Raw genomic sequence first — 14,223 nt, 5'->3', positions numbered from 1 at the left:
TAATATTCATAAACAAATGAAAAAATTATTTACTGCAGCCTTAGTGCTGTTTATCGCAGTTTCTTTTTCTGCTAAAAAAGTTACAATTCAAGAAAATAAATTAGTTGCTACTTTTAAAGGTGTTACAGAAAATGATTACTACAAATTTATTGATGATCAAAAAGTAGAACATTTATTTTACGATTTAGACGAAAACGTAGAATTAGGTTTAGAAGATGATGAAAACATCGGTAAAAAGTTTTCAATTACTTGGAGTTCTAAAGAAATTGATGAAATAAATAATGACGGTGATGAAACAGGCGTTAAGTTGACTGTAAAGACCATCTTAACCATTGTAAAAGTAAAATAATATCTCAAAACCGGTTGTTAAATTTAACAACCGGTTTTTCTTTTAAGTTCCTTCTCTTAATAAGGTTTTGTAAGTTTTCCTCAACTTCGTTGGATGAACTCCCAACCTGTACTTTAAAAACATATAACCATTTATTAAGTTTACTTTTAACCAGGAATTATTCTCGTATTTTCTTGCACTTACAGTAGCTTTAGATTGTATAATAGCAAACGGAATTTTAGCTTTTCTTACTCTATCGAACATTTCAAAATCTTCCATAATACAAAACTCTTCATTGTAACCTTTTAAGGTTTCAAAAGCTTTTTTTGTAAAAAAATGACATTGATCTCCACCACCAGCAAAGAAGCCATCCGTTTTTGTAAACTTGCTATTAAAATTTAACAAACGTGTGTTTTTATCAAATTGATACGCAAAAAAACCTGCTTCATTCCCTGCTTTAATTGTGTTTAATATTTGATTGTAAAAGTCATCTGGCAATTGAACATCTGCATGTAAAAACAATAAAACAGCTCCAGTTGCTTTACTTGCAGCAAAATTCATTTGTGCCGCTCTTCCTTTTTTAGTACTATTTAAAAATAAAACTTTAGTGTGTGGTTTACAAATAGATGGTGTTTCGTCAAAGGTTTCTGGAGAATTAGAAACAATAATTTCTAACAAAAATTTGTTAGCTTGTGCACTTAAAAACGACAACCTTTTTAAAAGGTTTTCTTGTTCGTTGTAAACAGGAATAATTACAGATATTTTCACTTTTTAAAATTACATTTTTTATATGAAACAGCTTTTATTTTCTTTCTTTTTTTTATCAATATTTGCGGTTAGTTCTCAAAATAAAGTTGATTATAACCAAGTTTCTCAAAATTTGCTACAAAGCATTATTGATGGAAAATCGGTTGAAAACCAAATTGATATTTTAGCTAAAAGTTCCTTATCAGATTTAGAGAATCAGCTAAAAACCGATTCGCAAAAAATTGCTTTTTGGGTAAATGTATACAATGCTTTTATTCAAATTTCATTATCAGAAAACCCCGAACTTTATAAAGATAAAGGAAAATTCTTTGGCGAAGAAAGAATTAAAATTGCAGGTGAAACCTTATCTTTTGACGATATAGAACATGGAATTATTAGAAAATCTAGAATTAAAATTAGCTTAGGTTATTTACGAAAATGGTTTGTACCAAAATGGGAACGTAAACTACGCGTTAAAAAAATAGATTGGCGCATTCATTTTGCGTTAAATTGTGGCGCAAAAAGCTGCCCGCCAGTTGCAATTTATACTCCCGAAAACTTAGACAAAGAATTTAATTTTATGACAACGGCTTACTTAAAAGAGCAGACTTCTTATAATTCTGAAACTAAAATAGCAAATTCTGTTGCTCTATTTTCTTGGTTTAGAGGCGACTTTGGAGGAATTTGTGGCGCAAAGAAAATTCTAAAAAAGTACAAGATTACATCAGAAAAAACTAAAAAACTAGATTTTAACACCTACGATTGGACTATTTTATTAGGAAATTTTAGAACAATACCAGAATAATTAATTAACCGTATTCAAGGTTTTTACTCTAATTGGTTTTGTTTTAAAAAACTCAGAAGCCTCGATACTGTAAAAACCGTTTGAAGGTGCTTTTCTATAATCCTCTACTTGGTAACCACCAATTAAATATAAATTTTCATTAAAGAAATGCATGTTTGCTTCTTTTAAATTTAAATCAATTTTATACTCTTTTAAAATGCTTGTTTTAGGTTCAAAAGTTACCATTTTACCATCTTCTTGCAAGTAAATAAATTCGTTATCTTTAGTGATTGAAGGTTTTTTCATACCTCGAAAAAGAGCTCCTTCAGTTTTCCACATTCCTGTAATCAAATTAAAAGACTCTATTTCTGCTAAGTTCTTTTTATTAAAACCGCCAAACAAATATAATTTCTGGTCAAAAACAATACCTGTAACTTCTTTTCCTTGAGTCATTTTAGTTAACAAATACCAATACCCAGTTTTTAAATCGTAAAAATGAATCTCATCAGAAAAATTAAGGCTTTTATTTTCGTTTTGTTTTATAGAACCGCCAAAAACGAGTAATTTATCTTCATATAATGCAGCTCCAAAATCTACTGCTTGATGCGGATTTGTTTCATCATTTTCAATGAATAAATCCTTTAATGAAACATGCTCTATTTGATTTGCAAGTAACTCTCTCGACTTCTTTTTAGACTGTATTTTACCACCAATTAGCATAACAGTATCATTGTAAAAAACAGCTTTATGATAGGCTCTTTTTATAATTCTATCCTTTTCTATTTGCCACTTTTTTTGCTTTGTATCATAAAATTGAATGTCTCCTAAAAAATTATTAAAACTAATAGGTTTTGGCTTGGTTAAAAATTTCATTATTTCTGCTTGAGAACTAACCTGAAGCTGACTCATTCCTTCTTTGTTTTTTTCGTATTCACTAGAAACATCGCCGCCAAAAACATAAATTTTACCTTCATTTATAACAGATCCGAAAGAGTAAACCGCTTTTGGCAACTCTTCTAATTTTTTGAAATCAATAGTATTTTTAAGTTTCCTTTTTGCGTTAATTTTTATAGCGTTCAACTGTTCTTCTCTTTCATCTAGATAAATTATGAGTGATGAATCGCTAATTTTAAATACAGTTTCTTGGTTTTCATATTTAAGATGTGTAATACGAATTGATATGCTTTTTTGATTTTGTAAATCAACCAAAAATGCACCATTTTCGTCAGTATAAATAGCCTCATCTCTAAAAAAAACGTGCGCTTTTTCTATTGCTTCTTGAGTTGAAGACGATAAAACTTTCAAAGTAATTTTTTGCGAAAAACAAATTGATGACCAAATTAAAAGGAAAAGGAAGCAAAATTTTTTCATAAAATATTTTTATTTCTTTACATCATCACTGGCGCCTTCAAAAGGAAAAATTATTCTTTTTCGCTTTCCTCAATATCTGCTGTAAGATCTAAATTTCTAATTGTTGGATTTAAAGCTGCTGTGGCAACAACCGTAACTAAAGTCATGGTTCCGCCAAAAACCACTGCTGCAACAGGGCCAATTAACTTGGCTGCTAAACCACTTTCAAAAGCGCCTAATTCGTTAGAAGAACCAACAAACATCGAGTTTACAGAAGAAACTCTTCCTCTCATTTCATCGGGTGTTTTTAATTGTAAAATTGTTTGTCTAATAACCATCGAAATTCCGTCTGCCGCGCCACTTATAAACAACGCTAACACACTTACCCAAAAGATAGAGGATAACCCAAAAGCGATCATACTTAATCCGAAAATAAATACTGAAATCAACATTTTTTTACCTGTATTTCTGTTGATAGGAATGTAGGTTGTTAAGAGCATGGTAACAATACTTCCCATAGAAATTGATGCATTTAAAATACCGAACCCTTCTGGACCCACTTTTAAAATATCTTGCGCAAAAACGGATAAAATAGCTACTGTTCCACCAAATAAAACGGCAATCATATCCAACGTTAAGGCACCTAAAATGGCTTTATTTTGAAACACAAATAAGACTCCAACTTTTAAACTTTGCATAATCGGCTCGCCAATTTTTGTGTTTAAAATAGGTTTCTTTTTAATTTGAAAAAGAAAAATAAATGATAAAACTACTAAAACAAAAACCAAACATAACGTTTTGTCAACACCTATCCAGCTAATAAAAAAACCACCAAAAAGAGCTCCAGAAACAGTTGCTGTTTTCCAAGTACTTGTACTCCAAGTTGCTGCATTGTGGTATATTTTTTTAGGAACTAAAAGCGCTACTAATGAAAAAATGGTGGGTCCAAAAAACGAGCGTAGAAATCCGCCGAAAAAAACCAATGCATAAATTGAATATAATGTGGAGTTTGTAGACCAATGACCCGTAATTGCATCAGAAGTTAAAAAGAATAAGCCTAAACTAATCAAAGAAAAAGCAGCAGTACAAATCGCTAACAAATTTCTTTTTTCTTTCTGATCTACAATATGACCCGCAAATAAAGCCATAGAAAAAGCCGGAATAATTTCCATTAAACCAATAATTCCTAGCGATAATGGATCTTTTGTAATGCTATAAACTTCCCATTCTATTACAATAAATTGCATAGACCAACCAAAAACGAGTAAAAATCTAACAAATAAAAAAATATTGAATTCTTTTATTCTAAGTGCTGCATACGGATCTCGTTTAGCCATGTATTAGCTTAATTTCATGTCCATTAAAATAGCAAATGTTTGATTGATGTCTTCCTCTTTTACAACAATTGTCATTTCATTAGTGGTAGAAATAATTTCTTGTAAAGGAATATCTGCCCAAGCTAATTGCTTTAAAATGAAGTAGTAAATACCTGATTGCGCTTGGTTTTCTTTTGGCAATTTTATAGTAATTGATGCTAAATCTAAAACACTATTGATTAAAGTTTCTGGTTCAAAAATTTCTTCTACAAAAGGTCTTAAGTTTTTACTGGTTACTATATTCGTTTCAAAAATTCCTTGGGAAACTGTTAAAAAATAATCAGAATTTTCTGAAGATTTGGTTAGAATTTTAGCAATTTCACGCAATAAAGAGGGTGTGTTTTTAAATGTAAAATCGCACAAATCAGAGCGTACAATTACATCACCCAAATCTAAAGCTAGCTTTTTTATATTTTTTCTTATGCGCAATTCGCTTGCCGGTGAAAGCCTGTTAATCGCCATCATTACAGCACCAACCTTCACATTTTTCTTTAAAACAGCAGAAACTTCTGGTAAAATAATTCTAGCTAAAGAAGAAACATTTATCAACTTTTCGTTCAAAGCTTCTTCTATAAAAGGAGTTTTTCTAATGGTACTTTCTACGACTTCTTGTATGGTTTTCATTATAAAAGTTTAAAAATATAAATAATTGTTCAAAATTAAACATTTAATCCAATTTATTCGTCAACTTTTTAAATTCTTTTTTCGGATTTTTAGCATCATACAAAACATTGTAAACAGCATCTATAATTGGAGTTTTTGTGCCATTATCTTCCTTTATTTTAAAAGCACTTTTGGTAGCGTAATAGCCTTCTGCAATCATACTCATTTCCATTTGCGCAGATTTAACTGTGTACCCTTTGCCAACCATATTTCCGAATTGCCTATTTCTACTAAAAGTTGAATAGCCAGTTACTAACAAATCGCCCAAATAGGCAGAATCATTAATGTTTCGTTTCATTTTATGTACTTTTTTAATGAAACGTTTCATTTCACGAATTGAATTGCTCATTAATACCGATTGAAAATTATCACCATATCCTAAACCATGCGCAATTCCGGCTGCAACAGCATAAATATTTTTTAAAACAGCTGCGTACTCTGTACCAATAATATCATCAGAAATCTTAATTTTTATATAATCGCTTTCTAATGCTTTCGACATTTTTGTTGCTTTTTCTTCATCTTTGCAAGCAATTGTTAAGTACGATAAACGCTCCATCGCAACCTCTTCTGCATGACAAGGACCTGTAATTACGCCTATATTTTCTAACGGAATCTCATACACTGTATTAAAATGTTCGCCAACAATTAATCCTGTTTCTGGAACAATTCCTTTTATAGCAGAAAAAATAGTTTTTCCCGCCAATGATTCTTGTAGTTTTTCAAGTTCTGTTGTTAAAAAAGCAGACGGTATGGCAAAAATTAACACATCATAATTGGCAACCATGTAATTTATATCATTCGATAAATCTAAATGATTTGCATCCAACTCTGCAGAACTTAAGTATTTTGGGTTGTGGTCATTTTCCTTAATATATCGTATTGACTGTGTATTTCTCATATACCAGCCCACAGTTTCCAAATTTTCTGTCAACATTTTAACAATGGCAGTAGCCCAACTTCCTCCTCCAAAAACCGCAATTTTCTGATGCTCGCTCATATATTTAACTTTATGCGTCAAAAGTAACAAAACTATTAACTTATAAGGATTCCTTGACTCTTTTATTATCTTTGCCCACCATAACTAAACATTTTTGAGCACATTAAAACGCTTTTTTAAGGATACTATTATATACGGAATTGCCGCTGTTTTACCACGCGCAATCAACATATTTCTAGTAAAACTGCACACTTCAACTTTAGATGCAGAAAAATATGCAGTAAATACAGATTATTATGTGTACGCTGCGTATTTAAACGCGCTTTTAACTTTTGGCATGGAAACGGCCTTTTTTCGCTTTTTTTCAAGGGAAAAAGAAAAAGGAAAAGTGGTTTCTACGGCGTTTATCAGTTTGCTAATTTCTACTTTAATTTTTCTGTTTTTAGCCTTGTTTTTTAATGACGCCATTTCTGCTTTCTTCGGATTTAAAAATCCTTTATTCTTTAAGTTATTGGTGTATACAATTACGCTAGACACGCTAGTAGTTGTGCCTTTTGCTTATTTACGCGTAACCAACAAACCCTTAAAATTTACAGTTATTAAACTCATAAATATTGGGGTTTTTGCCATTTTAAACATTTTCTTTTTATGGTTTATGCCGTATGCAATTAACAACGGAATTTCGTTACCAAATTGGCTCGTAAATTACTACAACGAATATCCTAAAGTAATTCACATTTTTGTTGCTGGTGCAGTTGCAAGTTTATCCACTTTTTTATTGATGATTTCTGCTATTTTTAAATTCAAATTCAGTTTTGACCTTAAACTCTTTAAAAGGATGTTCATTTATAGTTTTCCTATCATGATTGGTAGTTTGGCTTTTGTAACCAACGAAAACTTAGACAAGCTTTTATTAGGCGATATTTTAGGTGAAAAACAAATGGGAATTTACGCTGCTTGTTACAAGTTAGGCGTTTTTATGACTTTATATATTATGGCTTTTAGAATGGGCGCGGAGCCTTTTTTCTTTAACAATGCTCACAAAGAAAATGCCAAAGAAACCTATTCTAAAATTTTAACTTGGTTTACCATTTTTGGCGCTTTTTTCATGCTCATTGTGGTTGTTTTTATTGATTTGTTTGCAAATATTTTATTAGGCAAACCAGAATATTTCGAAGCGCTTTCTATTGTGCCAATTATACTTTTAGCCAACTTATTTTTAGGTATTTATAACATTTTATCAATTTGGTACAAACTTACAGACAAAACAAAATACGGAATGTATTTCTCTATCATTGGCGCTTTTATAACCATCGTTTTTAATATTGTAATGATTCCTGAAATTGGCTTTATGGCTTCTGCCTGGGCAACTTTATGTGCATTTGGAACAATGATGATTATCTCTTATTTTGTTGGTCAAAAATATTATCCGGTAGCGTATAAACTCAAAAAGATTTGTTATTATTTGGTTTCGGCAACGGTTTTTGGATTAGTTTCTTTTCGATTATTTAGAGGACAATATTGGTTTTCTGTATTCACTATTTTTCTTTTCTTCGGATTAATCTACTTTAACGAGAAAAAAGAAATTAAACAACTTTTAAAACGATAATTATGAAGCTAGCAATACTAGTGCTTTTATCCTTTTTATTTCTGATGTTTTCTTTTAAAACATACGCTCAGAAAAAGGAAAGTGCATCAACAAAAACAAAAGAAAAAGAAAAAAAATCTACAAAAACAACAAATGTTTCCATCCTAAAAAAGGAATTTATTATTGATGGCTTAAACGATATTTCTCATAAAATATGGTTGTATTTACCTCCAAATTATACTTCATCCGCAGAAAATTATCCTGTTATTTATATGCATGATGCTCAAAATTTATTTGATAATGCAACTTCTTTTGCTGGCGAATGGGCGGTAGATGAAACGCTTAATGAACTCTATAAAAAAACAGGTAAAAGTTTTATTGTAGTTGGTGTAGAAAATGGTGGCGAAAAAAGGATTGAAGAATATACACCTTGGAAACACGAAAAATATGGCGGCGGAAAAGGCGATATTTATATCAATTTTTTAGCAAACAAATTAAAACCTTTTATCGATAAAAATTACAGAACAAAATCCGAAGCAAACCAAACGGCTATTATTGGTAGCTCTTTAGGCGGATTAATTTCTTTTTATGGAGGATTGAAACATCCAACAGTTTTTGGTAAAATTGGCGCGCTTTCTACCTCTTTTTGGTTTTCTGATAAAATAAATGCGTTTGCAAAAGAAAACGGAAAACAAACCAACACAAAACTCTTTTTATTAGTTGGTGAAAAAGAAGGAGATACTATGGTTCCTGATACTCAAAACATAGAAAAACTATTGTTAGAAACTGGTTTTCCGAAAGAAAATATTAAAACAAAAATTGTTGCCGAGGGAAAACATACAGAGTCTTTTTGGAGAGCAGAATTTTTAGAAGTAATTACATTTTTATATAATTTATAGATACATGAACGTACAAATCATAAACAAATCGAAACACGCAACGCCAGCTTACGAAACTGAGGGCGCAGCAGGAATGGATTTAAGAGCAAATATTGATGCAGCAATCACATTAAAACCTTTAGAAAGAGCGATTGTAAAAACAGGCTTATTTATAGCTTTGCCAATTGGTTTTGAAGCGCAAGTTAGACCAAGAAGTGGTTTGGCGGCTAAAAACGGAATTACCGTTTTAAATTCACCCGGAACTGTAGATGCAGATTATAGAGGAGAAATTGGCGTTATTTTAGTCAATTTATCGAATCAAGAGTTTGTTATAAATGATGGCGAAAGAGTTGCACAATTGGTCATTGCAAAACACGAACGTGTAATTTGGAAAGAAGTAAAAGTTTTAAACGAAACTGAGCGTGGTTCTGGTGGTTTTGGAAGTACAGGCATATAATTTTATGTACATTTACTAACAAAAAATAAAATTATGATTTTAGGAGTATGCGAGTGGCTAAGTACAAAAACACAATTTTCAGCAAAAAATATTAGAATATTATTTGTGTTATTGGTTTTATTAGCTGGTTTTGGTATTGGAGCGTATTTAATTCTTTGGTTGGTAAAAATATTGTCTAAAGAATAATTACTTACAGTTTTTTGTACAATTGACTCATTTTTCGAAACTCTTTAAGCATTAAATCGAAAGGTAAAAATGTATGAGAATGGTATATATACCCTTGATTTTTATAAAACTGAAAAGCTTTTGGCTGCGCATCCATGGCATCTAACCAAATAATTCCGTAGCCTTTTTGTTTAACTTTTTCGTTTAACCAAGCAAGTATTTCTTTTCCTATTCCTTTGCCTTGCGTTTTTTGATGCAAATAAATTCGATGCAATTTTACTTGTTTTTCTGCTGATAAATTAGCTAGTTTTTCATCCCAAACAAATCTGACATTTCCCACAATTTCATTCTTATAAATCACAAAATAATATTCAGCATTTTCTACTGATAGTTCTTTTAAAATATGCGCTTTTGAATATTGTGAGTCTACATACCAATCGCCTTTATCTAACCAAAAATCACTGTAAGCTAAAGGATATACTTCTTTCATCAACTTAAAAAGAGTTGCTGCGTCTAAGCTTAAAATAGGCTTTAATTGTATGTTCTCGGATAGTGTAATCAATGAAGTTATTTATAAATTTATTGCATCAAAAATAATGAATACTACTTTTTATTTTATCAATTTTAATTATTAAAATTGTAACTAAAAAAAACTGCTGTAGATTGATTATTTCTTCAGCAGTTTTAATAATAATAGTTAGAACTTTTAATAACTATTCCTGGTTTTCAATAGCAAGTTTTATTTTCTTTTCTAGCTCATCTGCTAATTCAGGGTTGTCTTTTATCAATCCTTTTACAGCATCTCTACCTTGACCTAATTTAGTTTCACCATAACTAAACCAAGAGCCACTTTTCTTTACAATACCTAGTTCTACACCAATATCTAAAATTTCTCCAACTTTTGATATTCCTTCTCCATACATAATATCAAATTCTGCAACTTGAAAAGGTGGTGCTACTTTATTTTTTACAACTTTAACTTTGGTACTGTTTCCAATAACTTTATCGCCGTCTTTAATTTGTGTTCTTCTTCTAATATCTAAACGAACAGAAGCGTAGAATTTTAATGCATTTCCACCTGTTGTAGTTTCAGGATTTCCAAACATTACACCAATTTTTTCTCTTAACTGGTTGATAAAAATAACTGTACATTTTGTTTTAGAAATTGTACCTGTTAATTTACGCAATGCTTGAGACATTAAACGCGCATGAAGACCCATTTTAGAATCTCCCATTTCACCTTCAATCTCTGCTTTTGGTGTTAATGCTGCTACAGAATCTATTACAACAATATCAATTGCGCCAGAACGAATTAAATTTTCTGCAATTTCTAAAGCTTGCTCACCGTGATCTGGTTGAGAAATAATTAAATTTTCTACATCTACACCTAAATTTTCTGCGTAAAAACGGTCGAAAGCGTGCTCTGCATCAATAAAAGCTGCAATTCCTCCTGCTTTTTGAGCTTCTGCAATTGCGTGTAACGTAAGTGTTGTTTTACCTGAAGATTCAGGGCCATAAATTTCAATAACTCTACCTCTTGGATATCCACCAACACCTAAAGCTAAATCTAATCCTAAAGAACCAGAAGATATTGATTCTATATCATCAACAGCTACGTCTCCAAGCTTCATTACAGCGCCTTTTCCGTATGTTTTATCTAACTTATCTAAAGTAAGTTGTAATGCTTTTAATTTTGCCTCTTTATCTTTGTCTACTACTTTGTCTTTTGCCATGAATCTTGCTGAATTTTATTTTTAAATAGGGAGGACAAGTTACGAAAAGTCTTTCTTTTTTTGCACTATTTTTTTTGTATTTTTATAAAAAATTGAAAAGATGAAAAAAGAAATTATACAAACTTTAGCAGAAAATTTTGAAGATCATTCTCAAACTACTGAAAACGGAATAGAATTTTGGTTTGCAAGAGATTTGCAGCAACTTTTGGGATATTCTGAATGGAGAAACTTTCAAAATGTTATAAAAAGAGCTAAAAATATTATAATACACAAACATATTAATGGAAAAATTATAAAATGTAGTAAAAAAGTTAAACTAGGTTCAAATGCAGAAAGAAAAATTATTGACTATAAAATTGATGAAAATGCTCTAATAATTATAAAAGAGATATCGAGTAGCTTTAAATTAAACAATTTTTTTTCAATAAGGAATGAAACTGTTGTTTTACAATTAGTACAAAAGTATTGTCATGAAAAAAAAATCTTATTTGAACATCAATTCAATCTTGATAAATATTATTACGATTGTATGATTAACAACAAAATACTATTAGAATTTGATGAGCCTCATCATAAAATAAGTCCAAGACAAAAGTTAATTGATAAAGATAAAAACCTGATAAGCAAAATTAATGGTTTTTTAACTTTTAGAGTTAATTTAGAAATGGATATAATCGACATAATTTTATTTTTAGAAAAAAATGTATAACTCAATAATTACAAAAGGCGACCAAGCATTATTTGGTAAATCTACACAACAAATGAAAGCTAAATTAGGAATCTCTAATAATAGAGCTTTAGCGGATTATTTACCAACGATAACCATTAAAGCGAAAGATTTTGCAACAGAAATAACTGTTTTTAACACTAAAGAAAAAGATTTAAAAAACGAACGAAGTATTTCTGCAGAACATATTACTAATAATCGTTCTGTAAGAAAAATATTACTTGAAAGAGGTATTAAACCAGAAAATTTACCTGCAGAAGAAGACATAAAAAAATTGGAAAGAAGAGTTAATTCTGAGTCAAAAAAGTTAGGAAAAAATCCTGATAAATTATTATAATCTATATATCAAAAAAAGTGAAATTATTAATTTTAAAGAACACAAACAGTAAAGTTACCATTGATAAAGGCGAGTTAATTAGTTTTCAAAAAGAGAACCAAGAATATATTCATCAAAAAGGTAGTAAAGGTTGGCGAAATTCTGATATTGAAATGTTTCCTGTAATTGGGCCAACTTCTAAAAATAATTTTAGAATCCATACCAAAAATGGCGATGCCATTCAAGATCAGCATGGTTTGTTGCGCGAATTGGAGTATTCTCTGATTTCTTCGGATGAAAAAAGCGCGAATTTCATCAAAAAATATAAAAAAAGTACACGAGTAAAAAACAGTAAATTTCCAGCAAAATCTACTGAAGAAAATTTATTTTGGCCGTTTGATTTTACTTTTGAAAAGAATTTTACACTCGAAAATGATGTTTTAAAAATAGAATTTATTATCAATTCTAAAGAAGGAATGCCTTTTATGTTGGGCTATCATCCTGCATTTTTATTATCAAATAATGGCAACGAAACATTAGAGTCTAATAACACAAAAATTACCTTGGCTGAAATTTATAAAGCAGGTCATAATGCTTTTCCTGTTTTAAATTCTGATAAAATTATACTACAAAACAGCGACAAAAATCATTTAGAAATTAGCACCACAGGTTTTGATAATTTTATGCTGTGGACAGAAGTTGATAATATGTTATGTATAGAACCAATATCACAATATACGTCGTACACAGACCAAAAATTTTCTGAAGAAAACATGACTTTATCAAAAGGAAAAAACGTTTTTTCTGTCCAACTTAAAGTGTTATAATTTGATAAAAAAACACCGACATTTTATTATTCACAAACCTTGGGGAATGATTTCTCAATTTGTAAATCCCGCAAAGCGGAAGAAAAAGTTATTAGGAGATTTACATGATTTTCCTGCAGGAACCATGGCAATTGGTCGTTTAGATGTTGCATCCGAAGGCCTACTTTTATTAACTACAGACGGAAAAGTATCCGAAGAAGTTAGAAGTAGTACATACGAAAAAGAATACTATGTTCAAGTTGACGGACTTATTACGCAAGAAGCTGTAGAGCAATTAAAAACGGGAGTAGAGATAGGTTTTGACGGTAAAAAATACATGACAAAACCAGGAAAAGCTTTTTTAATTGACGACCCTAAATTTCCATTAAGAAGTCAGAAAATTAGAGATGAAAGACATGGACCAACAAGTTGGGTTTCTATTATTATTAGAGAAGGAAAATTTAGACAAGTTCGTAAAATGACGGCTGCAGTTGGGTACCCAACGTTGCGTTTAATTCGCGTTAGAATTGGAGAAATAGAATTAAAAAATTTAGAAATTAACGGTGTAAAAGAAATTGATGCTTTTATGTGACAAATATCACAAAAAGATAGAAATCATCTTTCTAATTTTGTTGCATGAATAATTCTAACACCACTTTATATATAGTAGCTGCTGTAATAGTTTTACACTTTTTTGCGGGTTTTGGCTATTTAATTTACAAGATGACAAAAAAGGGGGAAAAATAGTTATTTTTTCCCCTTTTTATATCTAAAAATCAAATCCTAAATAGACTTGCCAAACTCTATTTTTTGGTTTGTCTTCGTCATAAATATCGCTTTGTCCTAAATGATATCTTGCACCTAAACTAATACCTGCATCACTTTTAAAACCAGCACCGACATTAACTCCCCAATCAAAATTACTTGGTTCATATTCTTTTGTTGTATCATACAAGACAAAACCAGAATCAAAGGTTTCTTTGTGTGCAATTGAAAAGCCAATCTGTGGTCCAGCTTCTAAAAAAAAACTTTTTACAGGATACAGTTTTAACATTAACGGAACATTTATATAATCGAGCTTTTGTGTATAAGTAGCATTGCCGTCTATAATTTTATATCCTTGTTGAGAGTATAAAATTTCTGGTTGAATAGAAATATTTTCGCTAATAAAAGATTCGCCATAAACTCCTATATGAAATCCGTTTAATTTTTCGGTTTCAGAAGATCCGTCAAAACTAACGGAAGATAGATTATAACCACCTTTAATACCCGCTGTTGATTTGTTCGTTGCTTGTTGTGCATTTACTGATATTATACTTGTAATCAATAATGCGACTGTTAAATATACTCTTTTCATTTTTTTGT

Annotated in this window: 18 protein-coding genes; 10 read left to right on the top strand and 8 right to left on the bottom strand. The window is 30.4% G+C overall.

Features of this window, described 5'->3' with window-relative positions:
* Positions 1-16 precede the first annotated feature (16 nt).
* A complete protein-coding gene (locus tag BTO16_RS13160; protein ID WP_105022131.1) occupies positions 17-349 on the top strand; it encodes a hypothetical protein in 333 nt (110 codons plus the stop codon).
* Between the two features lie 42 nt (positions 350-391).
* Here the strand turns inward: BTO16_RS13160 and BTO16_RS13155 are convergent, their stop codons facing one another.
* Positions 392-1,096, bottom strand: coding sequence for a TIGR04283 family arsenosugar biosynthesis glycosyltransferase (locus tag BTO16_RS13155; RefSeq protein WP_105022130.1), 705 nt, complete (start codon positions 1,094-1,096; stop codon positions 392-394).
* Positions 1,097-1,118: 22 nt separating this feature from the next.
* Between BTO16_RS13155 and BTO16_RS13150 the strand changes: the two genes are divergently transcribed.
* The gene (locus BTO16_RS13150) at positions 1,119-1,880 is read left to right on the top strand and encodes a DUF547 domain-containing protein (protein ID WP_105022129.1); all 762 of its coding nucleotides are present in this window, start codon (positions 1,119-1,121) and stop codon (positions 1,878-1,880) included.
* Here BTO16_RS13150 and BTO16_RS13145 read toward each other — a convergent pair whose 3' ends face one another.
* The 4 genes from BTO16_RS13145 to BTO16_RS13130 form a co-directional block, all read right to left on the bottom strand.
* Entirely contained in the window at positions 1,881-3,164 is a 1,284-nt protein-coding gene (locus BTO16_RS13145) for a Kelch repeat-containing protein (protein WP_105022128.1), read from the bottom strand.
* Positions 3,165-3,280: 116 nt separating this feature from the next.
* A complete protein-coding gene (locus tag BTO16_RS13140; protein WP_105022127.1) occupies positions 3,281-4,546 on the bottom strand; it encodes an MFS transporter in 1,266 nt (421 codons plus the stop codon).
* Between the two features lie 3 nt (positions 4,547-4,549).
* Positions 4,550-5,209 (bottom strand): hypothetical protein, encoded by a 660-nt coding sequence (locus tag BTO16_RS13135; RefSeq protein ID WP_105022126.1) that lies wholly within the window; start codon positions 5,207-5,209, stop codon positions 4,550-4,552.
* 43 nt (positions 5,210-5,252) lie between these two features.
* Positions 5,253-6,248, bottom strand: coding sequence for an NAD(P)H-dependent glycerol-3-phosphate dehydrogenase (locus BTO16_RS13130; RefSeq protein ID WP_105022125.1), 996 nt, complete (start codon positions 6,246-6,248; stop codon positions 5,253-5,255).
* Positions 6,249-6,342: 94 nt separating this feature from the next.
* Between BTO16_RS13130 and BTO16_RS13125 the strand changes: the two genes are divergently transcribed.
* The 4 genes from BTO16_RS13125 to BTO16_RS13110 are packed head-to-tail and all read left to right on the top strand — an operon-like array spanning position 6,343 to position 9,297.
* The gene (locus BTO16_RS13125; protein WP_105022124.1) at positions 6,343-7,797 is read left to right on the top strand and encodes a lipopolysaccharide biosynthesis protein; all 1,455 of its coding nucleotides are present in this window, start codon (positions 6,343-6,345) and stop codon (positions 7,795-7,797) included.
* A gap of 2 nt (positions 7,798-7,799) precedes the next feature.
* Positions 7,800-8,675, top strand: coding sequence for an alpha/beta hydrolase (locus BTO16_RS13120; RefSeq protein ID WP_105022123.1), 876 nt, complete (start codon positions 7,800-7,802; stop codon positions 8,673-8,675).
* 4 nt (positions 8,676-8,679) lie between these two features.
* The gene (dut, locus tag BTO16_RS13115; protein WP_105022122.1) at positions 8,680-9,111 is read left to right on the top strand and encodes a dUTP diphosphatase; all 432 of its coding nucleotides are present in this window, start codon (positions 8,680-8,682) and stop codon (positions 9,109-9,111) included.
* A 33-nt stretch (positions 9,112-9,144) separates the two neighbouring features.
* Positions 9,145-9,297 (top strand): PspC domain-containing protein, encoded by a 153-nt coding sequence (locus BTO16_RS13110; RefSeq protein ID WP_105022121.1) that lies wholly within the window; start codon positions 9,145-9,147, stop codon positions 9,295-9,297.
* Positions 9,298-9,301: 4 nt separating this feature from the next.
* Here BTO16_RS13110 and BTO16_RS13105 read toward each other — a convergent pair whose 3' ends face one another.
* Both BTO16_RS13105 and recA read right to left on the bottom strand, forming a co-directional pair.
* On the bottom strand, positions 9,302-9,838 hold the full coding sequence (locus tag BTO16_RS13105; protein WP_105022120.1) for a GNAT family N-acetyltransferase: 537 nt from the start codon (positions 9,836-9,838) through the stop codon (positions 9,302-9,304).
* A 151-nt stretch (positions 9,839-9,989) separates the two neighbouring features.
* Positions 9,990-11,009 (bottom strand): recombinase RecA, encoded by a 1,020-nt coding sequence (recA, locus tag BTO16_RS13100; RefSeq protein WP_105022119.1) that lies wholly within the window; start codon positions 11,007-11,009, stop codon positions 9,990-9,992.
* 100 nt (positions 11,010-11,109) lie between these two features.
* On the opposite strand from recA, the gene BTO16_RS17745 reads away from it, so the two are divergent.
* Genes BTO16_RS17745 through BTO16_RS13080 form a run of 4 tightly spaced genes read left to right on the top strand, consistent with a single transcriptional unit; the run spans position 11,110 to position 13,450 of the window.
* Positions 11,110-11,718, top strand: coding sequence for a hypothetical protein (locus BTO16_RS17745; protein WP_211298238.1), 609 nt, complete (start codon positions 11,110-11,112; stop codon positions 11,716-11,718).
* Complete coding sequence (locus BTO16_RS13090) at positions 11,711-12,073, top strand: hypothetical protein (protein WP_211298237.1); 363 nt, start codon at positions 11,711-11,713, stop codon at positions 12,071-12,073. Before BTO16_RS17745 ends, BTO16_RS13090 begins: the two co-directional genes overlap by 8 nt.
* A gap of 17 nt (positions 12,074-12,090) precedes the next feature.
* A complete protein-coding gene (locus tag BTO16_RS13085; protein ID WP_105022118.1) occupies positions 12,091-12,879 on the top strand; it encodes an aldose 1-epimerase in 789 nt (262 codons plus the stop codon).
* 4 nt (positions 12,880-12,883) lie between these two features.
* Positions 12,884-13,450: a pseudouridine synthase gene (locus tag BTO16_RS13080; protein ID WP_262503078.1), complete on the top strand. Its 567-nt coding sequence runs from the start codon at positions 12,884-12,886 to the stop codon at positions 13,448-13,450.
* Positions 13,451-13,627: 177 nt separating this feature from the next.
* On the opposite strand, the gene BTO16_RS13075 is transcribed toward BTO16_RS13080, so the two are convergent.
* Positions 13,628-14,215, bottom strand: a complete 588-nt coding sequence (locus tag BTO16_RS13075; protein ID WP_105022117.1) for a porin family protein — start codon at positions 14,213-14,215, stop codon at positions 13,628-13,630.
* Between the last annotated feature and the right edge of the window lie 8 nt (positions 14,216-14,223).

It is taken from the genome of Polaribacter glomeratus (assembly GCF_002954665.1).
GTDB classification, from domain to species: Bacteria; Bacteroidota; Bacteroidia; order Flavobacteriales; family Flavobacteriaceae; genus Polaribacter; species Polaribacter glomeratus.
Note: the sequence above shows the minus strand (reverse complement) of the source record. Positions and strands in the feature narration are given on the sequence as shown.

What these genes read in the sequence shown, in the direction of transcription:
- BTO16_RS13160 (WP_105022131.1), top strand. Translation starts at nt 17, where the DNA reads ATGAAAAAATTATTTACTGCAGCCTTAGTGCTGTTTATCGCAGTTTCT.
- BTO16_RS13150 (WP_105022129.1), top strand. Translation starts at nt 1,119, where the DNA reads ATGAAACAGCTTTTATTTTCTTTCTTTTTTTTATCAATATTTGCGGTT.
- BTO16_RS13140 (WP_105022127.1), bottom strand. Translation starts at nt 4,546, where the DNA reads ATGGCTAAACGAGATCCGTATGCAGCACTTAGAATAAAAGAATTCAAT.
- BTO16_RS13135 (WP_105022126.1), bottom strand. Translation starts at nt 5,209, where the DNA reads ATGAAAACCATACAAGAAGTCGTAGAAAGTACCATTAGAAAAACTCCT.
- BTO16_RS13130 (WP_105022125.1), bottom strand. Translation starts at nt 6,248, where the DNA reads ATGAGCGAGCATCAGAAAATTGCGGTTTTTGGAGGAGGAAGTTGGGCT.
- BTO16_RS13120 (WP_105022123.1), top strand. Translation starts at nt 7,800, where the DNA reads ATGAAGCTAGCAATACTAGTGCTTTTATCCTTTTTATTTCTGATGTTT.
- dut (WP_105022122.1), top strand. Translation starts at nt 8,680, where the DNA reads ATGAACGTACAAATCATAAACAAATCGAAACACGCAACGCCAGCTTAC.
- BTO16_RS13110 (WP_105022121.1), top strand. Translation starts at nt 9,145, where the DNA reads ATGATTTTAGGAGTATGCGAGTGGCTAAGTACAAAAACACAATTTTCA.
- recA (WP_105022119.1), bottom strand. Translation starts at nt 11,009, where the DNA reads ATGGCAAAAGACAAAGTAGTAGACAAAGATAAAGAGGCAAAATTAAAA.
- BTO16_RS17745 (WP_211298238.1), top strand. Translation starts at nt 11,110, where the DNA reads ATGAAAAAAGAAATTATACAAACTTTAGCAGAAAATTTTGAAGATCAT.
- BTO16_RS13090 (WP_211298237.1), top strand. Translation starts at nt 11,711, where the DNA reads ATGTATAACTCAATAATTACAAAAGGCGACCAAGCATTATTTGGTAAA.
- BTO16_RS13075 (WP_105022117.1), bottom strand. Translation starts at nt 14,215, where the DNA reads ATGAAAAGAGTATATTTAACAGTCGCATTATTGATTACAAGTATAATA.